The 21,352-nt window shown below is 69.1% G+C and carries 20 protein-coding genes; 11 read left to right on the top strand and 9 right to left on the bottom strand.

The annotated features are described in order from the left end of the window. The first annotated feature begins 10 nt into the window (after positions 1-10). The 4 genes from aspS to ACNKFW_RS08520 all read left to right on the top strand — a co-directional run bounded on the left by aspS (position 11) and on the right by ACNKFW_RS08520 (position 5,230). Positions 11-1,786: an aspartate--tRNA ligase gene (aspS, locus tag ACNKFW_RS08535; RefSeq protein ID WP_024843107.1), complete on the top strand. Its 1,776-nt coding sequence runs from the start codon at positions 11-13 to the stop codon at positions 1,784-1,786. Positions 1,787-1,915: 129 nt separating this feature from the next. Continuing rightward, positions 1,916-3,283 carry a DUF1800 domain-containing protein gene (locus ACNKFW_RS08530; RefSeq protein WP_147428156.1) on the top strand — a complete coding sequence of 456 codons (1,368 nt, stop codon included), beginning with the start codon at positions 1,916-1,918 and terminating at the stop codon, positions 3,281-3,283. Positions 3,284-3,295: 12 nt separating this feature from the next. After that, positions 3,296-4,477 carry a DUF1501 domain-containing protein gene (locus ACNKFW_RS08525; protein ID WP_147428155.1) on the top strand — a complete coding sequence of 394 codons (1,182 nt, stop codon included), beginning with the start codon at positions 3,296-3,298 and terminating at the stop codon, positions 4,475-4,477. Positions 4,478-4,498: 21 nt separating this feature from the next. Next, entirely contained in the window at positions 4,499-5,230 is a 732-nt protein-coding gene (locus ACNKFW_RS08520; protein WP_147428154.1) for a GNAT family N-acetyltransferase, read from the top strand. A 2-nt stretch (positions 5,231-5,232) separates the two neighbouring features. On the opposite strand, the gene ACNKFW_RS08515 is transcribed toward ACNKFW_RS08520, so the two are convergent. Further along, entirely contained in the window at positions 5,233-5,961 is a 729-nt protein-coding gene (locus ACNKFW_RS08515; protein ID WP_024843103.1) for a response regulator, read from the bottom strand. Positions 5,962-6,097: 136 nt separating this feature from the next. Here ACNKFW_RS08515 and mce point away from each other — a divergent pair, with 136 nt between their 5' ends. Further along, on the top strand, positions 6,098-6,502 hold the full coding sequence (gene mce / locus ACNKFW_RS08510; RefSeq protein WP_024843102.1) for a methylmalonyl-CoA epimerase: 405 nt from the start codon (positions 6,098-6,100) through the stop codon (positions 6,500-6,502). Further along, positions 6,502-6,762, top strand: a complete 261-nt coding sequence (locus ACNKFW_RS08505) for a DUF1467 family protein (protein ID WP_024843101.1) — start codon at positions 6,502-6,504, stop codon at positions 6,760-6,762. The genes mce and ACNKFW_RS08505 overlap by 1 nt, the downstream gene beginning before the upstream one ends. On the opposite strand, the gene ACNKFW_RS08500 is transcribed toward ACNKFW_RS08505, so the two are convergent. Both ACNKFW_RS08500 and ACNKFW_RS08495 read right to left on the bottom strand, forming a co-directional pair. After that, positions 6,728-7,429, bottom strand: a complete 702-nt coding sequence (locus ACNKFW_RS08500; RefSeq protein ID WP_147428340.1) for an EI24 domain-containing protein — start codon at positions 7,427-7,429, stop codon at positions 6,728-6,730. The two genes, ACNKFW_RS08505 and ACNKFW_RS08500, sit on opposite strands and share 35 nt — an antisense overlap. Further along, positions 7,429-7,995, bottom strand: a complete 567-nt coding sequence (locus ACNKFW_RS08495) for a nitroreductase family protein (RefSeq protein WP_147428338.1) — start codon at positions 7,993-7,995, stop codon at positions 7,429-7,431. Before ACNKFW_RS08495 ends, ACNKFW_RS08500 begins: the two co-directional genes overlap by 1 nt. A 105-nt stretch (positions 7,996-8,100) precedes the next feature. Here ACNKFW_RS08495 and ACNKFW_RS08490 point away from each other — a divergent pair, with 105 nt between their 5' ends. Continuing rightward, on the top strand, positions 8,101-8,349 hold the full coding sequence (locus ACNKFW_RS08490) for a DUF167 domain-containing protein (RefSeq protein ID WP_024843098.1): 249 nt from the start codon (positions 8,101-8,103) through the stop codon (positions 8,347-8,349). A gap of 26 nt (positions 8,350-8,375) precedes the next feature. On the opposite strand, the gene ACNKFW_RS08485 is transcribed toward ACNKFW_RS08490, so the two are convergent. After that, positions 8,376-8,627: a hypothetical protein gene (locus ACNKFW_RS08485; RefSeq protein WP_024843097.1), complete on the bottom strand. Its 252-nt coding sequence runs from the start codon at positions 8,625-8,627 to the stop codon at positions 8,376-8,378. 128 nt (positions 8,628-8,755) lie between these two features. Between ACNKFW_RS08485 and ACNKFW_RS08480 the strand changes: the two genes are divergently transcribed. Together ACNKFW_RS08480 and ACNKFW_RS08475 are read left to right on the top strand one after the other, a co-directional pair. Beyond that, positions 8,756-9,493: a M48 family metalloprotease gene (locus tag ACNKFW_RS08480; RefSeq protein ID WP_024843096.1), complete on the top strand. Its 738-nt coding sequence runs from the start codon at positions 8,756-8,758 to the stop codon at positions 9,491-9,493. A gap of 239 nt (positions 9,494-9,732) precedes the next feature. Next, entirely contained in the window at positions 9,733-10,089 is a 357-nt protein-coding gene (locus ACNKFW_RS08475) for a hypothetical protein (protein ID WP_147428153.1), read from the top strand. A gap of 5 nt (positions 10,090-10,094) precedes the next feature. Here ACNKFW_RS08475 and ilvN read toward each other — a convergent pair whose 3' ends face one another. From ilvN to ACNKFW_RS08460, 3 genes are all read right to left on the bottom strand, one after another. Next, positions 10,095-10,655 (bottom strand): acetolactate synthase small subunit, encoded by a 561-nt coding sequence (gene ilvN / locus ACNKFW_RS08470; RefSeq protein WP_024843094.1) that lies wholly within the window; start codon positions 10,653-10,655, stop codon positions 10,095-10,097. Between the two features lie 15 nt (positions 10,656-10,670). After that, positions 10,671-12,425, bottom strand: a complete 1,755-nt coding sequence (locus ACNKFW_RS08465) for an acetolactate synthase 3 large subunit (RefSeq protein WP_024843093.1) — start codon at positions 12,423-12,425, stop codon at positions 10,671-10,673. 164 nt (positions 12,426-12,589) lie between these two features. Then, complete coding sequence (locus ACNKFW_RS08460) at positions 12,590-13,435, bottom strand: arginyltransferase (protein ID WP_024843092.1); 846 nt, start codon at positions 13,433-13,435, stop codon at positions 12,590-12,592. Positions 13,436-13,666: 231 nt separating this feature from the next. Here ACNKFW_RS08460 and ACNKFW_RS08455 point away from each other — a divergent pair, with 231 nt between their 5' ends. Continuing rightward, positions 13,667-16,468, top strand: coding sequence for a glutamine-synthetase adenylyltransferase (locus ACNKFW_RS08455; protein WP_147428152.1), 2,802 nt, complete (start codon positions 13,667-13,669; stop codon positions 16,466-16,468). A 777-nt stretch (positions 16,469-17,245) separates the two neighbouring features. Here the strand turns inward: ACNKFW_RS08455 and ACNKFW_RS08450 are convergent. Both ACNKFW_RS08450 and carA read right to left on the bottom strand, forming a co-directional pair. Beyond that, a complete protein-coding gene (locus ACNKFW_RS08450; RefSeq protein WP_024843090.1) occupies positions 17,246-19,312 on the bottom strand; it encodes a glycosyltransferase in 2,067 nt (688 codons plus the stop codon). Positions 19,313-19,412: 100 nt separating this feature from the next. Next, a complete protein-coding gene (gene carA, locus ACNKFW_RS08445) occupies positions 19,413-20,561 on the bottom strand; it encodes a glutamine-hydrolyzing carbamoyl-phosphate synthase small subunit (protein WP_024843089.1) in 1,149 nt (382 codons plus the stop codon). A 168-nt stretch (positions 20,562-20,729) separates the two neighbouring features. On the opposite strand from carA, the gene ACNKFW_RS08440 reads away from it, so the two are divergent. Further along, positions 20,730-21,194 (top strand): GatB/YqeY domain-containing protein, encoded by a 465-nt coding sequence (locus ACNKFW_RS08440; protein ID WP_024843088.1) that lies wholly within the window; start codon positions 20,730-20,732, stop codon positions 21,192-21,194. Positions 21,195-21,352 lie beyond the last annotated feature (158 nt).

Genomic DNA, 21,352 nt, shown 5'->3' with positions numbered 1-21,352 from the left:
GGGAAAAACGATGAGCGCCTATCGCAGCCATACCTGCGGCGAGCTGACCGCCGCTGCCGCCGGGTCCGAAGTCCGTCTGTCCGGCTGGGTCCACCGGGTCCGCGACCATGGCGGGGTGCTGTTCATCGACCTGCGCGACCATTACGGGATCACACAGGTGATCGCCGACAGCGACTCGCCCGCCTTCCCGGCGCTGGAAAAGCTGCGGGCCGAGACGGTGATCCGCATCGACGGCCGCGTCAAGCTGCGCGACCCGAGCCTGGTCAACCCCAAGCTGCCCACCGGCGAGATCGAGGTCTATGCCACCGCCATGGAGGTGCTGGGCGCCTCGGACGACCTGCCGCTGCCGGTTTTCGGCGATCAGGACTATCCCGAGGAGACGCGGCTGACCTATCGCTTCCTCGACCTGCGCCGCGAAAGCCTGCACAACAACATCATGCTGCGCTCGCGCGTGGTGAAATGGCTGCGCGACGCGATGTGGGATCAGGGCTTCACCGAGTTCCAGACCCCGATCATCACCGCCTCCTCGCCCGAAGGGGCGCGCGACTTCCTGGTGCCCTCGCGCCTGCATCCGGGCAAGTTCTACGCCCTGCCGCAGGCGCCGCAGCAGTTCAAGCAGCTGATCATGGTTGCGGGCTTTGACAAGTATTTCCAGATCGCGCCCTGCTTCCGCGACGAGGATCCGCGCGCCGACCGCTCGCCCACCGATTTCTACCAGCTCGACATGGAGATGTCCTTCGTCGAGCAGGAAGACGTGTTCCGCGCCATCCAGCCGGTGATCCAGGGCCTGTTCGAGACCTTCGGCGGCGGCCGCCGCGTCGATGCGACCTGGCCGCGCATCCCCTATGCCGAGGCGATGCTGAAATACGGCTCGGACAAGCCCGACCTGCGCAACCCCATCGAGATGCAGGTGGTTTCGGATCATTTCCGCGGCTCGGGCTTCGCGATCTTCGCGAAGCTGCTGGAACAGGAGGGCACCGAGGTCCGCGCCATTCCCGCGCCCACCGGCGGCTCGCGCAAGTTCGCCGACCGCATGAACGCCTTTGCGCAGAGCCAGGGCCTGCCCGGCATGGGCTATATCTTCTGGCGCAAGGCCGAGGACGGCACGACCGAGGCCGCCGGCCCCATCGCCAAGGCGCTGGGTGCCGAGAAGACCGAGGCGATCCGCATCCAACTGGGCCTGGGCGAGGGCGATGCGGCCTTCTTCCTGGGCGGCAAGCCCGAGACCTTCGAGGCCGTCGCCGGCCGCGCCCGCAACGAGATCGGCCGCGAGCTGGGCCTGATCGACGAGAACCAGTTCAAGTTCGCCTGGATCGTCGATTTCCCGATGTATGAAAAGGGCGAGGACGGGCGCATCGACTTCAGCCACAACCCGTTCTCGATGCCGCAGGGCGGGCTGGATGCGCTGGAGGGCGACCCGCTGGCGGTCAAGGGCTATCAATACGACCTGGCCTGCAACGGCTATGAACTGGTCTCGGGCGCGATCCGCAACCACCGCCCCGAGATCATGTTCCGGGCCTTCGAACTGGCCGGCTATGGCCGCGACGAGGTGGAAAAGCGGTTCGGCGGCATGGTCAAGGCCTTTCGCTATGGCGCGCCGCCGCATGGCGGCTGCGCGGCGGGGATCGACCGCATCGTCATGCTGCTGGCCGACGAGGTGAACATCCGCGAGGTCATCATGTTCCCGATGAACCAGCGCGCCGAAGACCTGATGATGGGCGCCCCCAGCGAGCCGACGAACGAGCAGCTGCGCGAATTGCGCCTGCGGGTGCTGCCGCGCGAGTAAGCGTGGCGGCGCTGCGTCGGCAGTCTGTTGCCGCATCGCCGCATGCTGAAGAAAGCGTGAACTGACCTTGGGCCGAGGCCGTGCCATAACCCTGTGCATGGGGGCGATTTCCCCTGCAAGGATGATTGCATGAGCTTTGGATTTCCCGAACTGGCGGCGATCCGGCTGGGCTTTGGTCTGTCGCCGCTGATGCCGCCGCCCGCCGATGTCGAGGCGGTTCTGGCCGGTCCCGCAAGCGCCGGTCCTGGCCCCGAGGCGATGACCACCGAAAAGGCCAGCGCCTTCGCGACGCGGTTTCGCGAACTCCGCCTGGCCCGGCGCGAGGAGCGGCCCGAGCCGCCCGAGGGGCAGGAGGCCGAGCGCCGGCTCGGCGAACTGCCGGTCGAGGGCCTGCGCCTCCGGGTGATCCGCGCCCTGGACGACCCGATCGGCTTCGGCGAAAGGCTGGTGCAGTTCTGGGCCGACCATTTCACCGTCCGCGCGGCCGACAAGATGAACAATGCGCTGGCGCTGGCCTTCGTGGACGAGGCGATCCGCCCGCATGTGAACGGCCGGTTCGAGGACATGTTCCTTGCCGCCGACACCCATCCGATGATGCTGGTCTATCTGGACCAGATCTCCAGCCGCGGACCGGGCTCGCCCGTCGCCCGGCGCCGCCCGGATCGCCATTTCGGGCTGAACGAGAACCTGGCCCGCGAGGCGCTGGAGCTGCATTCGCTGGGCGTGGGCGCCGGCTACGACCAAAAGGACGTGCGCGAACTGGCCAAGCTGCTGACCGGGCTCAGCTTCTCGCATCAGGCGGGCTTCGCCTTTCGCCCGCTCTGGGCCGAGCCGGGCGCCGAGACGGTGTTGGGCCGGGCCTATGGCGGCGGCCGGCGCGACGGGCTCGACGCCATCCGCGACGCCTTTCGCGACATCGCCCGCCGGCCCGAGACCGCGCGGCATCTGTCGCGCAAGCTGGCGGTGCATTTCGTCTCGGACGACCCGTCCGAGGATCTGGTCGAGGCCATGGCGGCCACCTGGCGCGACACGGGCGGCGACCTGCCGCAGGTCTATCGCGTGCTGGCCAGCCATCCCGACCTGGCGTCCGGCCTGCGGCAGAAGGTGCGCCAGCCCTTCGATTTCTGCGTGGCCGGGCTCAGGGCGCTGGGCATCCGCGGCGAAGGGATCGCCCGGCTGGAACTGTCCGCGTTCCGCCGCATCGCCTGGGGCCCGCTCGAGGCCATGGGCCAGCCCTGGGGCCGGCCCAAGGGCCCCGACGGCTGGCCCGAGGCGGCCGATGCCTGGATCGCGGCGCAGACCCTGGCCGCGCGGATCAACTGGTCGCTGCGCATTCCCCGCCTGCTGCTGGACGAATTGCCCGACCCGCGCGAGATGCTGGTCTCGGCCTTCGGCGGCACGCAATCGGCGGAACTGGCCTGGGCCGTACCCAAGGCGGAATCGGCGGCCGAGGGCGTGGCGCTGATCCTCGCCTCGGGCGATTTCAACCGGCGATAGGAGGATGGGCAGATGCTGACACTGGACCGGCGCCTGTTTCTGAAGGGGGCGGCGCTGATCGGCTGCTCGGCCGCGGCGCATCCGCTGATGAGTTCGATGACCTTCGCGGCGCTGCCGGGCGAGAACCGGCTGGTCGTCATCATCCTGCGCGGGGCCATGGACGGGCTGGACGCGATCCAGCCCTATGGCGACCCGATGCTGCGCAAGCTGCGCCGCAGCCTGTCGGTCGGGCCGGAAAACGGTGCGCTGGACCTCGATGGCTTCTATGCGCTGCATCCGCGGCTGGAGCCGCTCTTGCCGCTGTGGCAAAAGGGCGAGCTGGCCTGCGCCCATGCCGTCTCGACCCCCTATCGCGACAAGCGCAGCCATTTCGACGGCCAGGATCTGCTGGAGGCGGGCACCGGCAACGACCTGCCGGTGGACCGGCGGGTGGGTGGCTGGCTGAACCGGCTGCTGCAGGCGATGCCGGACGCCACGGCCGAGACCGCCTATTCCGTCGGCGTCGAGCAGATGAAGATCCTGACCGGCAAGGCCGCGCATCTCAGCTGGGCGCCGCGGGCCTGGCTGAAGCTGTCGCCGCAGGCGCAGATGCTGCTGGAGCATGTCTATCACGACGACCCGCTGTTTCGCGACGCGGCGCAGGATGCGACGCAGATCAGCGCCGAGACCTCGGACCTGGGCAAGATGCCGGGGCCGACCGCCGATGCGCAGGCGCTGGCCGCCTTTGCCGCCAGCCGGCTGAATGCCGCAAGCCGCATCGCCGCCTTTTCGCTGGCCGGCTGGGACAGCCATGCCAACCAGGCCGCCGTGCTGGGCCGGGGGTTGGACCGGCTGGCGGCGGCGATCCTGAAGCTGCGCGAAGGCCTGGGGCCGAACTGGGATCGCACCACGGTTCTGGCCATGACCGAGTTCGGCCGCACCGTGCGCGAGAACGGCTCGGGCGGGACAGATCACGGCACCGGCGGCGCGCTGTTGATGGCAGGCGGCGCGATCCGGGGCGGTCGCGCCTTCGGCGACTGGCCGGGCCTGGGCGAGGGCCAGCTTTATGCCGGCCGCGACCTGATGCCCACGCGCGACATCCGCGCCTATGCCGCCTGGGCCATGCATGGGCTGTTCGGGATCGCGCGCGACAGGCTGGAGCGCGAGATCTTTCCCGGCCTTGACCTTGGCGGCGATCCGCGGATGCTGGCCTGAGCCTTCGCCGGAGCTCTGCCCATGTCCCAGGATCATCTCGACCGCGCGCCCGCGCCTTCGGCCCAGGGCGGCGGCTTGCGGCCGACCGGCCCGCTGGTCGCGGGCTTCGCTCCGCCGTCCCCGCCCGGTCCTGACCGGATCGAGGGCCGCCATGTGCTGCTGGAGCGCCTGGACCCCGACCGCCATGCCGAGGATCTGTTTGCGGCCAACCAGGGGCAGGATTGGGTCTGGGACTACCTGGGCTATGGCCCCTTTGCCGATCTGCCGGCCTATCGCGCCTGGCAGGCCGGGATGGCGGCCAAGGCGGACCCGTATTTCTATGCCCTGCGCGACCGCGCGACCGGCAAGGTCGGCGGGCTTGCCTCGTTCCTGCGCATCGACCCGGCCAATGGGGTGATCGAGATCGGCCATATCGAGATCGCGCCGCCGATGCAGCGCAGCCCGGCCGCGACCGAGGCCATCTCGCTGATGATCGGCTGGGCCTTCGATGCGGGCTATCGTCGGGTCGAATGGAAATGCGACGCGCTGAACGCCCCGTCCCGCCGGGCGGCACTGCGCTATGGCTTCGCCTTCGAGGGCGTTTTCCGCCAGCACATGATCTACAAGGGCCGCAACCGCGACACGGCCTGGTATGCGATCATCGACCGCGACTGGCCTGCCCTGGCGCGTGCGCACCAGGCATGGCTCGCGCCCGGCAATTTCGATGCCGAGGGGCGCCAGCGGCAAAGCCTGTCGGCGCTGACCGCGGGCTAGGCTTATGCGTTCCGCGCGCTTGCCAGCCGGTCCTGCACCAGCCCGCTGATCCGCGCCAGGCCGGTGGCGAGCGCCCGGCCCTGTGCATGGTCGCGCGCCAGCGTGGCCGCCGCATCCTCCAGCATCCGGTCATGGGCCGAGCGCGCAACCCCGGCCAGGAAGCGCGCGATATAGTCGATGGCCGCGGTGTCCTCGGCCTCTGCCAGCACGTCGGCGACATGCGCCAGATCGTCGCGCAGCGCCTCGGGATCGGCGGGGATCGTCTCGTCGGGCAGGATGCGCAGTCCTTGCGGCCGCGCATCGGGCGGCAGGGCGGCCAGGATCGCCTCCTGGAACAGCGCCAGGCTTTCGACGGGTTTCGCCAGGAAACCGTCCGCGCCGGCCGCGATCGCCGCCTCGCGCCTGGCCGGGTCGCCCGAGATGCCCAGGATTACCGGCACCCGCGGCATGGCGCGGGCGATGGTGGCGATCATGTCGGCACCGTCGCCGTCGGGCAGGCCCATGTCCACGATCACCGCCCCCGGCCGGTAGGTCTTTAGATGCCGCAGGGCCGAGCGGATGCTGTCGGCCCGCCGGATGCGCGCGCCCGAGCGCAGGCACAGCAGCCGCACCGCCTCCGAGGCGACGCGCGAATCCTCGACCACCAGCACCGTCAGCCCGGTCAGCGGCCGGTTCGGCAGGGTGGCCCGCCAGGTGGGAAAGTCTTCCGCACCGATGTTTTCCTGTTCCATCTCGTAAAATCCTAACTGGGAATCACATTCTGTCCCAAGGATTGCGCGTTTTCCCTAAGAAGCGGTTAACGGCGGCTTCTTTTCCTTTCCCCCGCGGGGCTCTGGCCTTAGAAGGGCGCAAATGACGGAGGAAGTGATGATCGGACGCCTGAACCATGTCGCCATCGCCGTGCCCGACCTGAAGGCGGCGGCAGCGCAATATGAAAACAGCCTTGGCGCCAGGGTGGGCGCGCCGCAGGACGAGCCCGATCACGGCGTCACCGTCGTCTTCATCGAATTGCCGAACACCAAGATCGAATTGCTCTATCCGCTGGGCGACGAAAGCCCGATCAAGGGCTTCCTGGAAAAGAACCCCTCGGGCGGCATCCATCACATGTGCTTCGAGGTCGACGACATCCTGGCCGCCCGCGACAAGCTGAAGGCCGAGGGCGCGCGCGTGCTGGGCAATGGCGAGCCGAAGATCGGCGCGCATGGCAAGCCGGTGCTGTTCTTGCATCCCAAGGATTTCAACGGCTGCCTGATCGAGCTGGAGCAGGTCTGATGAGCCTGACCGGGGGCATCGTCCTTTACGCCGTGCTGTGGTTTCTGGTGCTGTTCGTGCTGCTGCCGATCGGCCAGCAAAGCCAGGCCGATGTCGGGCAGGTGACGCCCGGCACCCCGGCCGGCGCCCCGCATGAGCCCAAGCTGAAGAAGAAGGCGCTGTGGGCGACGCTGATCGCCGCCCTGGTCTGGGGCGTGATCGCCTATGTCATCATCGCCGGGGTCATCACCCGCGCCGACCTCGAGGCCTGGACGCGCTGAGATGGTAGAGGTGGGTGAAGCCCGCCGCCGCCAGCACCGGGACGACCACGTTCAGGACCGGCACCGTCAGCAGGGCCGCGATCAGCACCCCCAGCGCCGTGGCCTGCACCGCCAGGCCGCGGCGCAGCGCGGTCGCCTGCGGCTCGTGCAGGTGGCGCCGCGCCGCCATCTGGAAGAACTCGCGCCCCAGCAGCCAGCCGTTGCCGCCATAGAACAGCAGCGAGGCCAGCGGGCCCAGGAAGGGCGCCAGCGCCAGCGTGACCAGCGTGACCAGGATCACCGCGCCCATGACCGCCAGCGATTCCCAAAGCCCGTCCCAGAAATCGATGGGCAGGCCCTTGTTGCCGGGATAATGCGTCTCTTCGATCGCTTCCGAAACCCGCTCGGCGAACAGCCCCGAAAAGCTCGCGGCGACCGGGATCATCAGGAAGATGCTCATCAGCGGGAACAGCAGCGGCGAGCCCCAGGACAGCGCCGGCGCCAACGGCACCGGGCCGATCCAGGGCAGGGCCAAGGTCTCGGGCGCAAAGGCGCGGATCGCCCAGAACGCCCCGACCTGCAGCGCCACCAGCAGGGCCAGCGTCAGCGCCACGCCAAGCGCGACCACGCCGAAGATGCGCGGCCGCAGCAGGTCGCCCCAGGCCAGAATCAGCGCCCGCAGCACCATCACAGGAAGGTCGTCTTGGCCGCGACATCCGGGCGCGGACGCTCGGGCGGGGTCGGGCCGCGCCGGCCGATATGGATCAGCCCGACGATGCGCTCGCCCGCGCCCAGGCCCAGATGGGCGCGGGCGAAATCCGGCTCGGCCGCCGGGCCGGTCAGCCAAGCCGCGCCATAGCCCGCCGCCAGCGCCGCGTTCACCAGCTCCAGGCAAACCGCGCCCGCGGACAGGAACTGCTCCCATTCCGGCACCTTGGGGCTTTCGACCGGGGTCGAGACCACCGCCACGATCACCGGCGAGCCAAAGGCGGAGCGCGCCTTTTCCGCCGCCGCCTCGTCCCCGCCCTTGGCCAGCACATGCTGGGCCAAGACGGGCGCCAGCCGGTCCAGCGTCGCGCGCTCCAGCACCGTGAAGCGCCAGGGTTCCAGCTTGCCGTGGTCGGGCACGCGGGCGGCCAGTTCCAGCAGTTCCATCAACGCCTCGCGCGAGGGGGGCGGGCCGGTCAGCAGTTTCGGCGGGTGCGAGCGTCGGCGTGCCAGGAAGGCCAGGGTGGCGGGATCGGCATATTCCATTCGGTCCTCGTCGGGTTCGCGCATGTCCTGCCCTTCAGATAGCCGCGCCGGCCCGCCGGCACCAGCCGGCATTGCCTTTTTCGCCGCGCCCGGCTTGAAAGGGGCATGACCGACCTTAGCCATCTTGCCCGGCCCGGCGCCGAAATCGCCGTCCGCGTCACCCCGCGCGCCTCGCGCAACGCGGTGATCCTGGACGGCGAGGCGATCCGCGTCACCGTCACCGTGGTCCCCGAGGACGGCAAGGCCAATGCCGCGGTGGTCAAGCTGCTGGCCAAGGCGCTGGGGGTGGCCAAGTCGCGGCTGGTGCTGGTCCGCGGCGCCACGGCGCGCGACAAGCTGTTCCGCATCGACTAGCCGGCCCGACTGGCTGGACCGACGAGCTAGCCGCGTTGCAGCCGATAGTTGCCCTCGGGCAGGTTCAGCGCGGCGCGCAGCTCTTCCAGCTGCTCGATGGTCAGGACGATCTGCGCCAGCTCGCCGGTATCGGGGTCGAATTGCTCGACCACGACGCGGTCGTCGAAGCTGTGGATGACCACATCCTCGTTCAGCGGGCGCGAACCGATCTCGCCCTGCGGCAATTCGTCGATCAGGGTGATGACGGTCGCGTCGAAATCATGCTCGATGGTGAACATCGGGGATCCTTCCCGTTCGGCTTTCCCCGACAATCGCGTGATATTGCGGCCGGGGCAAGTCCGGGGCTTGGCGCGGGGCGGCCGCCACGGCTAAAGTGGCGCAAACACCGGGCAGGCGAGGGCGGCAGATGATCAGGACATGGCAGGCGGTGGCGGCGGTCGTGCTGGTGCTTGCGGGCTGTGTCGCCGCGCCCGTGCCGCAGCCGGGCGGGCCCGATGTCGTCATCACTCCCGCCCCGGACACGCCGGCCAATGCCTCGGCCTCGGCGCGCACCTTCGTCTCGGTCGTCAGCCGCATGGAGCCGGCGGTTGAGCGCGAATGCCTGCAGCGGCGCACCCAGCCGATCAACTGCGATTTCCAGTTCGTCGTCGATGACCGCGCGGGGCTCGAGCCGAATGCCTTCCAGACCGTCGATCCCAGCGGCCGGCCGATCATCGGCTTTACCCTGTCGCTGATCGGCGAGGCGCGCAATGCCGACGAGCTGGCCTTCGTCATCGGGCACGAGGCGAGCCATCACATCCTGGGCCATATCAGCCGCAAGACCGGCGCCGCGACCGTGGGCGCGGTGATCCTGGGCGGGCTGGCCAGCGCCTATGGCGGCGATCCCGAGACGATTCGCACCGCGCAGGATTTCGGCGCCCAGTTCGGCGCCCGCTACTACTCGAAGGATTGGGAGCTTGAGGCCGATTACCTGGGCGCGATCATCACGCTGAATGCCGGTTTCGATCCCGAGCACGGCGCGCTGTTTTTCGCCCGCATCCCCGATCCGGGTGATAAAATTCTGGGCACCCACCCGTCGCGCAGCGCGCGGATGGGGCAGGTCGCGCGGGCGGTGGCCGATTACCGGGCGGGCCGGGTGCGCTAGCGTGGCCGCCGCGGCATTGCCGCAAGGGCTACGATCCGAACGGAACGGTTTGTTTTTGCGAAGGAAAGTTGCGATCCTGGCAATCTGCGGACGTAAAAGATCAATTTGCTTGCCGATTCTGCCCCGAACTAAACTGTTCCGCCAAAAATTGCTTTCATAGGCGAGAAATTGCCGATAGTTTCCCGCTTGGGTTGGGTCACGTCCTCGTTTGCCGGGCGGCTTTGTGTTTAGGAGCTTTCATGATCGGGGTTATTTTATGGAGCAGTCCGGCCAAGGAAAAGGCCGTGATCTGGTGCGAGGATCATGGCGCCCTGGCCTATTTGCAGGGCAGGGAGAACCTGTTCGTCCCGACGGAATGGCCCGAGGCCGGCGATCTGGTCGAGCTTGAGTTCGAAATGCAGGCCGACCTGCGCCATGCCCGCCTTGTCAGCATCGTCGGGGGCGACAAGCGGTCGCAACTGCCCGGCCTGCTGCGGGACATGGGCGAAAGGAACAGGGACGGAAAGGCCGCACCGGCCCGTCCTGTGTTGCGGGTGATCTCGAACGCCGAAGGCGAGGCGCAAGAGCGGCCACTGAAACTGGTGGCCGCCCGCTGATTCGTTCAGGCGCCGCGCGCCAGCGCGGCGACGCCGGTCCGGGCCTGGTCCGACAGGCCCAGCGGCCGCATCAGCTCGGCGAAGGCGTCCAGCTTTTCGGGCGTGCCGGTGATCTCGAAGACAAAGCTTTCCAGGGTCGAATCGACCACGCTGGCGCGGAAGATCTCGGCGATCCGCAGCGCCTCGACCCGCTTGTCGCCCTTGCTCGTGACCTTGAACAGGCCCAGTTCGCGCTCGACGCAGGGGCCCTCGACGGTCAGGTCGTGGACATCATGCACCGGCACGATGCGGCCAAGCTGCGCCTTGATCTGCTCGATCACCGCGGGCGTGCCGCGGGTGACGATGGTGATGCGCGAACGGTGGCCCAGGTGGTCCACCTCGGCCACGGTCAGGCTGTCGATATTGTAGCCGCGCCCGGAAAACAGGCCGATGACCCGCGCCAGCACGCCCGGCTCGTTCTCGACCAGCACGGCAAGCGTGTGGCTTTCGATGATCTGGGCGTTCGGGTCGCGCAGGTCATAGGCCGAATGGCTGGATGCGCCTTTCTGGATGTTCAGTGCCGCCATGTTCTTCTCCTAACCTCAGACCAGGGCCGCGCCGGCGCCGGTGATGGCGCCTTCGGTCGATGCCTCGCCCAAGAGCATCTCGTTATGCGGCTTGCCCGAGGGGATCATCGGGAAGCAGTTCTCGTGCTTTTCGACCAGCACGTCCAGGATGAACGGGCCGTCATGGTCGATCATCTCCTGGATGGCCGCGTCCAGGTCGGCCGGATCCGAGACCGTGCGCCCGCCGCAGCCAAAGGCCTCGGCCAGCTTGACGAAATCGGGCAGGCTTTCCGACCAGCTCTGGCTGTAGCGTTCGCCATGCAGCAACTGCTGCCATTGCCGGACCATGCCCAGGCGCTCGTTGTTCAGGATGAACTGCTTGACCGGGGCGCGGAACTGCACCGCCGTCGCCATTTCCTGCATGTTCATCAGCCAGGACGCCTCGCCGGCGACGTTGATCACCAGCGCCTCGGGATGCGCGACCTGCACCCCGATCGAGGCGGGCAGGCCATAGCCCATGGTGCCCAGCCCGCCCGAGGTCATCCAGTGGTTCGGATCCTCGAAATGCAGGAACTGCGCCGCCCACATCTGATGCTGGCCGACCTCGGTGGTGAAATAGGGCTTGCGCGCAGCGGTCAGCGCCTGCAGGCGCTGCAAGGCGTGCTGCGGCTTGATGACCTTGTCCGAGTTGCGATAGGCAAGGCAGTTGCGCGCCTTCCATTGCTCGATCTGCGCCCACCATGCCCGCAGCGGCTCGGCATTGGTCTTGCGGCCGCGGGCCTTCCAGACCTTCAGCATGTCTTCCAGCACATGGCCGACATCGCCGACGATGGGCAGGTCGACATGGATCACCTTGTTGATCGAGCTGGGGTCGATGTCGATCTGCGCCTTGACCGAGCCGGGGCTGAAATCCGCGACCCGCCCGGTGATGCGGTCGTCGAAGCGCGCGCCGACCGCGATCATCAGGTCGCAATCGTGCATGGCCATGTTGGCCTCGTAAAGCCCGTGCATGCCCAGCATGCCGATCCAGCCCTTGCCCGAAGCCGGATAGGCCCCCAGCCCCATCAGCGTCGAGGTGACGGGAAAGCCCGTCGCATCCGCCAGTTCGCGCAGCAGCTGGCTGGCGCCGGGGCCGGAATTGATGACGCCGCCGCCGGTATAGAAAATCGGCCGCTCGGCCGTCTCCATCAGCTCGACCAGCCGGGTGATGGTGGCCAGGTCGCCCTTTTTCGCCGGCTGGTAGCTGGGCGTCTCGATCTGCTTGGGGCCGACATATTCGCCGGTGGCGAATTGCACGTCCTTTGGGATGTCGATCAGCACCGGCCCCGGCCGGCCCGAGGTGGCAATGTGGAAGGCCTTGTGGATCGTCGCCGCCAGCTCGTCCGTTTCCTTCACCAGCCAGTTGTGCTTGGTGCAGGGTCGGGTGATGCCGATTGTGTCGGCCTCCTGAAAGCCGTCGGTGCCGATCAGGAAGGTCGGAACCTGGCCGGTCAGCACGACGATGGGGATCGAATCCATCAGCGCGTCGGTCAGCCCGGTGACGGCATTGGTCGCGCCGGGACCGGACGTGACCAGCACCACCCCCGGCTTGCCGGTCGAGCGGGCATAGCCCTCGGCCATGTGGACGGCGCCCTGTTCGTGGCGCACCAGGATGTGCTTGATGTCGTTCTGCTGGAAGATCTCGTCATAGATGGGAAGTACCGCCCCGCCCGGATAGCCGAATACCGTATCGACGCCCTGATCGCGCAGAGCCTCGATAACCATCCTTGCACCCGTCATCTGTCGGGACATGCCCATTCTCCATCTCTGAACAAAAACGCGGCGGGGATGCCGCCCCGCTGCGACGCGGAAAACTATGGGTCTGGCGCGGTGCGGTCAATGGCGATTGTCCAAGAAAATGACCCGCTGCCGCAAAATCTTGAAATATTCTTACCGAAGCCGCGCTTTTTCGGTAATCATTTCCGGCTCGCGGGCAGGTTGATGCGCGCCACCTGCTCGACGATGGGGTCGATGGACAGCGGGTGAATGTCGGAGGTGTGCTGCGCCGGGTCGCCGATCGGCTGCCAGACGCCGCCCTTGTAGATCTCCAGCGCCGAGAACTTGGCCTTGTAATCCATCTTGCGGCTGCCCGGCACCCAATAGCCCAGATAGACGAAAGGCAGGCCGGCGCTGCGCGCCAGCTCGATATGGTCCAGGATGATGTGGGTGCCCAGGCTCATGCCCTCCAGCGCCGGGTCGTAGAAGCTGTAGACCAGGCTCAGCCCGTCATCCAGCACATCGGTCAGGCAGACCGCGACCAGCCGGTCGCTGCCGGGCGGGGGCGGAGTTTCGCTGCTGTCGCACTGGTGCGTGCGATATTCGATGACGCGGGTGCGCACCGGCGTCTCCTCGATCATCGCGGCGAATTCGAAGATGTCCATGTCGGCCATGCCGCCATCGGCGTGGCGTTCGTCCAGATAGGCGCGAAACAGCTCATATTGCTCCTCGGTCGCCCAGGCGCTGGTGGCGAGGCGGCGCAGATGCGCGTTCCTGCGCAAAACCCGGCGCTGCGTGCGCGAGGGATGGAACTCGGACACCCGGATGCGCGCCGACATGCAGGCGACGCAGCTTTCGCAACTGGGCCGGTAAAGCACGTTCTGCGAGCGGCGGAAGCCCTGGCGCGACAGGGCGTTGTTCAGCTCATTGGCCGAATCGCCGGTCAGCGCGGTGAACAGCTTGCGCTCGGCCCGGCCATGCAGATAGGGGCAGGGCTGCGGCGCCGTCACATAGAATTGCGGCGCATGAGGCAGGCTGTGCCGCATCAGCCGCGCCCCCGGCGTCTGGGGCGCGCCGCGCCTGGCGGCGCATGCTGCGGTCGGGTCATTCTCATCTCGGCGCGCATTGGCGGCGGTCGGGGCTGCGTTGTCGATTGCTCTCAGGCCGAGCCTAGCAACAGTTGCACCTCGCGCCAAGCAGGGAAAGCCGCAAGCATTGAACCTCTCGGTCCATTCGCGCGGCATTGACGCGGCCTTGGCTGCGGCTAGGCTGCGGCCATGGATTTCGTCGCCCGCATCACCCGCCTGCCCATCCCTGCCGACCCTGCCCGCGGCCTCTCTGCGCTGCAAGCGACCGGGATCGCCGATCCCCGCCTGGGCGAGCTGATCCGGGGCGCCGCCGGGTGCAGCCCCTATCTGGCCGGGCTGATCGAGCGCGAGGCCGACTGGCTGACCGGCGCGCTGGCGCATGAGGATGTCGTCACCCGCGAGACGGCGGGGTTCGAGACGCTTTCCGCCGATGCGCTGGGCCCGGCGCTGCGCCGCGCCAAGCGGCGGGTGGCGCTGTGGACGGCGCTGGCCGATCTGGGCGGGGTCTGGCGGCTGGAACAGGTGACCGGGGCGCTGACCGACCTGGCCGACCGGGCCACCGACCTGGCCCTGCGCGCCCATGTCGCAGCCGAGCAGGCGCGCGGCAAGCTGCCCCCGACCGGGGCCGAGGCCGGCGGCATCGTCGCGCTGGCCATGGGCAAGATGGGCGCGGGAGAGCTGAACTATTCCTCGGATATCGACCTGATCGTGCTTTACGACGACGGCGCCTATGACCCCGACGACCAGTATGATGCCCGCGCCGCCCTGATCCGCGCCACCCGCAAGGCGGCGGCGACGATCTCGGATAATACCGACCAGGGCTATGTCTTCCGCACCGACCTGCGGCTGCGGCCGGATGCGGCGGTGACGCCGGTCTGCATCTCGATCTCGGCGGCGCTGGCCTATTACGAGGCCGAGGGCCGCACCTGGGAACGCAGCGCCTATATCAAGGCGCGGCCCTGCGGCGGCGATCTGGCGGCGGGCGCGCGCTTCCTGCGCGAGCTGCGCCCCTTCGTCTGGCGGCGGCACCTGGACTTCGCCGCCATCCAGGACGCCCACGACATGCGGCTGCGCATCCGCGACCACAAGGGGCTGCACGGCCGCATCGAGGTGCCAGGCCACAACATGAAGCTGGGCCAGGGCGGCATCCGCGAGATCGAGTTCTTCACGCAGACCCGCCAGCTGATCGCCGGTGGCCGCGACCCCGACCTGCGCGCGCGCGGCACGGTCGAGGGGCTGGCGCGGCTGGCCGAAAAGGGCTGGGTGCCGCCCGAGGTCGCCGATGAGCTGACCGCGCATTACCGCGAGCATCGCGAGATCGAGCACCGCATCCAGATGGTGAACGACGCCCAGACCCATTCGCTGCCCGCCTCGGCCGAGGGGCTGGACACCATTGCCCGCATGATGGGCGAGGCCGACACCGCCGCCTGGTCGGCGCGCCTGGCCGGACGGCTGGCGCGGGTCGAGGCGCTGACCGGCGATTTCTTCGCCCCCGGCGAGCAGCGGGCGCGCCCGAAGCTCTCGGCCGAGGCCGAGGCGATGGTGGAACGCTGGCGCAGCTATCCCGCGCTGCGCTCGGCCCGCGGCCGCGAGGTCTTTGCCCGGATCGAGCCGGACCTCCTGACCCGCCTGACCGCCGCCGCCCATGCCGAGGAGGCGCTGGCGCGGTTCGACGCCTTCCTGGCCGGGCTGCCGGCGGGGGTGCAGCTCTTCTCGCTTTTCGAGGCCAATCCGCAGCTGATCGAGTTGATCGCCGACATCTGCGGCACGGCGCCGGGGCTGGCGGCCTATCTGGCGCGCCACCCCGAGGTGCTGGACGGGGTGCTGGCCGGCAGCTTCTTTTCCGCCTGGCCCGGCGCGTCCGCCCTGCGCCGCCAGCTCGACCAGGTGCTGGATGCGGCGCTGGCCGCGCCGGACGGCGGCTATGAACAGGCGCTGGACGCGGCGCGGCGCTGGGCGCATGAGGGGCAGTTCCGCATCGGCGTGCATCACCTGCGCAGCCTGATCGGCGCCGAGGAGGCGGGCGGGCAATATGCCGATGTCGCCGATGCCGCCGTGGCCGCGCTGTTTCCGGTCGTCGCGGCCGAGCTTGCCCGTCGCCACGGGCCGCTGCCGGGCCGGGGGGCGGTGGTGCTGGGCATGGGCTCGCTGGGCGCGCGGCAGCTGAACGCCGCGTCGGACCTGGACCTGATCGTGATCTACGACGCCGCCGGACAGGACAGTTCGGACGGGCCGAAGCCGCTGGCGACGCGGGCCTATTACGCGCGGCTGACCCAGGCGATGATCACCGCGATCTCGGCGCCGACCTCGGCCGGGCGGCTTTACGAGGTGGACATGCGGCTGCGCCCCTCGGGGCGGCAGGGGCCGGTGGCGACCTCGGTGCAAAGCTTCCGCGACTACCAGATGACCGAAGCCTGGACCTGGGAGCATCTGGCCCTGACCCGCGCCCGGGTGATCGGCGTCTGCGGCGCCGATGCCGCCGCGCTGGCCGAGGAGGTCGAGGCGCTGCGCGTCGAGGTGCTGCAAAGCCGCGGCACCGACCCGCGGGTGATGCCGGACCTGTCCGGGATGCGGGCCCGCATCTTTGCCGCCAAGGCCCCGGACGGCGCCTGGGAGGCCAAGATCGGCCGCGGCCGGTTGCAGGACATCGAGCTGCTGGCGCAATGTTTCGCGCTGCGGGCCGGTTCGGCGGCGCGGGCGGTGCAGGCGCAGTTGCGCACCGGTCCGCGGACCGGGCTGATCGGCGGCGCGGAGGGCGAGACGCTGGCCTCGGCCCGGCGTTTCCTGTGGAGCCTGCAATGTGCCGGCCGGCTGCTGACGGAAAAGCCCTTGGACATGGACAACCTGGGCAAGGGCGGTCAGGCCTTCCTGTTGCGCGAGACCGGCACGGCCTCGCTGGAGGAACTGGCCGCGCGGCTGGCCGCGACGGTCGAGACCGCGGGCGCGATCATCGACGGCGTCCTGGCCGGGGTCGAGGCGCAGGCCGGATAGGCGCCGGGGGGATCCGGCGTCGCCGGTTCGCGACCGGTCGAGCCAGGCAGGAAGCCCGCGGTGGGTCAAGCGCCCGCCTTAGTCGCCCATGCCCGCAGGGCGCTGCGACAGGCATTGCGCCATGCGCTGCGAGCGGGAACCGGGCGGCAGAAGCATCTGGCCCCGGCCGGTTCTGTCTGGTGCCAAGAAGCCGTTGCAGGCTCCGCCACCCGCGCTGCAGCCGATGCCGAGCCCGGCTTGGCCGCTCCTGCCTGCCGGGTCTGTGACGGGCTTTGCTTCGCATGCTGCAAGTGAAAACAAGGCGGCAGCAGACGCGCCCGGTCCGGCGGCGCCTGCTCGCATCCGGAAGCCGCGGCGGGGAGGCGCCCGCCCGTGGTTCAGTCTGCACCGAGCGCCCGGCTTGGCCGCTCCTGTCCGCAGGCGGTCGCGACGGGCATCGCTTGGCGCGCGGCAAGCGAAAACCGGGTAGGAAACGCACCCGGCTTGGCTGAACTGCGCGACGACCTGGTCCGCCTGATGCAGGACTTGGTCCGCATTCTGACCCTGAATTCGCCGGGCCGCAGGCCCGCGAAGACCTGCAGGCGCGGCTGGCGCCCCCCAGGGCTGGGCCTGTACACTGGTTCGCGCCCATCGCGCGCCCGGCGGCAGCCAGAGCTTTCCGCGTCGGAACCTGGTCGCTGGCCACCGGGCGCATGCCCGCCAGGGCTTTGCTCCGCGCCAAGGGGCCCCCGCAACCCGCGGTTCGCGCGGCCGGCGTCGCCAAGCAGCAGCATCGGCTCAGTCGATCTTGCCCAGCAGGGGGACCAGCAACGGGTCCGCTGTGGCGGCGATGGCGCGCGCGGGCTGCCCGGCGGCGGTTTCGCGCAGGGGGATCAGCCGGCCGGCGGGCGGCGGGGCGGGCTCGGGCGGCTCGTCCAGACTGGCCTCGAAGATGCCGTGCTGGGTCTTGTCCCAGTAGAAGGGCTTGACCACAACCTCGTAGATCGCCTTCCAGGCCGCCAGGCAGCCGAGCGGGAAATATAGGTGCAGCGTCGGCACCCAGGGCAGCAGGTGGCGATGCGCCCGCCCGCGCACCGCCCAGAGGCCGATGGCGATGTTGAGCAGTTCCGAAGCCACGAACAGCGCGAACAGCAGGGCGATGGCATGGCCGCCCAGCAGGCCCGACAGCATGTCCCGCATCGGATGCGGCAGGCCCAGGCTGAGCAGCCAGAAGCTCCACAGCACCGGCGCCAGCAGGTATTGCGAGACCGAGGCGAAAAGCTGCACCTGCAAGCCGACGAAGCGCCGCGTTCCCAGGTCGCGCCACAGCGCCGCCGGGTCGCGCATATGCACGCCCCAGGTCATCGCGAAGCCCTTGAGCCAGCGCGAGCGCTGCTTGACCCAGGGGATCAGGCGGCAGTTCGCCTCTTCATGGGTCACGGTGTCCAGCATCTGCGTGCGATAGCCGCGCCGGGTCAGGCGCACGCCCAGGTCGGCGTCCTCGGTCACGTTCCAGGCGTCCCAAGCACCGATCTCCTCCAGCGCCTCGCGGCGAAAGAACAGCGTCGTCCCGCCAAGCGGGACCACCAGGTCCAGCGCCGCAGCCCCGGCCAGCGTGGCGCGGAACCATGATGCGTATTCGATGGTGAAGGCGCGGGCCAGCCAGTTGGTGCGCGGGTTGTAATAGTCCAGCACGCCTTGCAGGCAGGCCACTTCGGGCGGGGCGAAATGAAAGCCGCGCGCGACCTTGTGCAACTGGCCGGGCTCGGGGCGGTCCTCGGCGTCCCAGACGCCGATGATCGAGCCGCGGCAGAAGTTCAGCGCATAGTTCAGCGCCCGCGGCTTGGTGCGCACCGGCCCGTCGGGCACCTCGACCACGCGCAGCCAGCGCGGCAGCCGGACGCCACGCAGCGCCTCGCAGGTGACGCGGTCGGTCTCCTCGACCACGATCAGGATGTCCATCAACTCGCGCGGGTAGTCCAGCCGCGACAGCCGGCCGATCAGCTTTTCGGCGATATCGGCCTCGGCGAACAGCGGCACCATGACCGAGATCACCGGCAGCGGCGCCGTCATCTCGGGCTGCGGCCGGGCGCCGCGCGCCGGCTTTTGCAGGCGGTCCTGCCGGTGCCGGCGCAGGATGGCGGCAAAGGAGAACAGCTTCAGCGTGGCCGAGGCGACCAGCGTCAGCACCGCCCAGGCCGTCAGCAGCGCGATCACCGCAGCAGGCGCCAGCACCAGCCCCAGCGCCGCCGCCGCCATCAGGCCCAGGGCGATGCGGCCCAGGCGGCGCTCGTTGCGGGTGCGGCAACTTTCCTGGGCGGGCACGCGGGTTTCGGCCTGGCGGATCAGCGCGGTGCGGCGCAGGGCCAGGATCGCCTCGCGCGCGTCGTTTTCCGAACACAGCAGCATGCGCACCGCGCCGAAGCCCCTGGGCAGGCGGTCCTGCAATGCTTCGAAGCCTTCGGGCCGGGCGGTGGCGATGAAGGTGACACCGCCGACCCGGCGCCAGGGCACCGCGCCCTCGGCCAGGCAAAGCTGGGCGCCCATCGCGTCGACCAGCCGCGGATCGGGCGGCAGCGCCTTGAGGTCCAGCACGCTGGCGCGCCATTGCCGGGACAGGGCGCGCAGCAGCGCCTCTTCCCGCACCCAGCCGTTCGCCAGGAGGATCTCGCCCAGCCGCGCGGATTGGCGCTGGCGCATGACCAGGGCCTTGAGCAGGTCGCGCGGCTCGACCGCGCCGTCCTCGATCAGTATCTGGCCCAGCGGGCGCAGGTCGCGGGTCGCGATTACCGTGCCGGTCGTGGCGGGCGCGGCGTCCTCGGCCGGGGCGCCGGCAAGGGGCCAGATGAGGGCGGTGCGGGCCATAGGCGATTCCCGGTCTGGGTCGTTCCGACCCCCTCTCTGGCATGCAGAGGGTTAAGAACCGGTTAACCGCGGTCTGGCCCGTCCTTAGCCGGCGTTTCGATCAGCCGCGCCGGCTGCGCATCGCCTCGGTGAAACGCTCGAACAGATAGGCGCTGTCTTGGGGACCGGGGCTGGCCTCGGGATGGTATTGCACCGAGAAGACCGGCTTGTCGGCCACGCGCAGCCCGCAGTTCGAGCCGTCGAACAGGCTGACATGGGTCTCGATCACGCCTGCGGGCAGGGTCTGGGCATCGACGGCGAAGCCGTGGTTCATCGAGGTGATCTCGACCTTGCCGGTTTCCACGTCCTTGACCGGGTGGTTCGCGCCGTGATGGCCGTGGTTCATCTTCACGGTATGGGCGCCAAGCGCCAGCGCCAGCATCTGGTGGCCCAGGCAGATACCAAAGATCGGCAGGTCGCGGTCCAGCAGTTCCCGGATCATCGGCACGGCATATTCGCCGGTTGCGGCCGGGTCGCCCGGACCGTTGGACAGGAACACGCCCTCGGGGTCATGCGCCAGCACCTCCTCGGCGGTGGCGGTGGCGGGCAGCACCGTCACCTCGGCGCCGCTTTGCGCCAGCGAGCGCAGGATATTGCGTTTCGCACCGTAATCGACGGCAACGACGCGGAAGGGCTTCTTTTCCTCGGACTGGCCGAAGCTGCCGGGCCAGGACCACAGCCCCTCGCTCCAGCGATAGCTTTGCCGGCAGCTGACCTCCTTGGCGAGGTCCAGGCCGACGATGCCCTTCCAGCCGCGCGCCTTGGCGACCATGGCGGCGATGTCGAAATTGCCCTCGGGGTCATGGGCCAGCACGACATGGGGCGAGCCCTGCTGGCGGATCGCGCGGGTCAGGCGGCGGGTATCGACGCCGCCGATACCGATGCGGCCGCGCCGGGTCATCCAGTCGATCAGGTCGGCGCTGGCGCGCCAGTTCGAGGGCTCGGTCGGATCCCATTTCACCACGATGCCCGAGGCAACGGGCTCGGGCGCCTCGTCGTCCTGTTCGGTCACGCCGGTATTGCCGATATGGGGGAAGGTGAAGGTCACGACCTGGCTGGCATAGGAGGGATCGGTCATGATCTCCTGATAGCCGGTCATCGCGGTATTGAAGACCAGTTCGGCCACCACTTCCCCGACCGCGCCGAAGCCCTGGCCGTGGAACACGGTGCCGTCGGCAAGCGCAAGACATGCGGTCGGTTTCTGGGGCATCGTCACTCTCCGGGTAAATCGGCGGGAACCTAGGTAAAGGGCGCAGGCGCGTCAAGGCGGGAACGGGCGGCATGCGGAACTTTGCGGCCGGGGCGGGGTTGAGCGCACGGCTTGACGGCGGGGGCGAAGCCGGGCACCACCCGGCGGAATACATTCAGCGAGGATCACATGGGACTGCGCGAACGCATTCTGGCCGATACGAAAGAGGCGATGAAAGCCAAGGACTCGGCGCGGCTCTCGACGCTGCGGCTGATCTCGGCCGCGATCAAGGACCGCGAGATCGCCGCCCGCGGCGAAGGCGGCGACGAGGCCGGGCTGGCCGAGGCCGACCTGACCGCCATCCTGTCCAAGATGGTCAAGCAGCGCCAGGAATCGGCCAAGGCCTATGAGGAGGGCGGCCGGCTGGAACTGGCCGAGCGCGAGCTGGAGGAGATCAAGGTGATCCAGTCCTACCTGCCGCGCCAGCTGGACGCCGAGGAAACCCGCGCCGCCATCGACAAGGCCATCGCCGAGCTGGGGGCCGAGTCGATCCGCGACATGGGCCGGGTCATGGCCGAGCTGCGCGCCCGCCATGCCGGCCAGATGGATTTCGGCGCCGTCGGGCCGATGGTCAAGGACCGGCTGATGAAGTGAGCTGATTCTCGGGCCTCACCGGGTCCGAGCATCGCCGCAGCTCCGCCGCGCATAGCTTTCGCGGCTCAAGGCTGATACAATTATTCTTCTGATGGGCAAAAGCTCGCGCGGCGCGCGGGTTTTTGTTTACAGTGGCCCCGACTCGCCGCCAAAGACGC

This window comes from Paracoccus sp. TD-10 (assembly GCF_048270675.1).
In the GTDB taxonomy this organism is placed as follows: Bacteria; Pseudomonadota; Alphaproteobacteria; order Rhodobacterales; family Rhodobacteraceae; genus Paracoccus; species Paracoccus pantotrophus.
The sequence above is the reverse complement of the archived record's forward strand: the minus strand, read 5'-3'. Positions and strand labels throughout refer to the sequence as shown.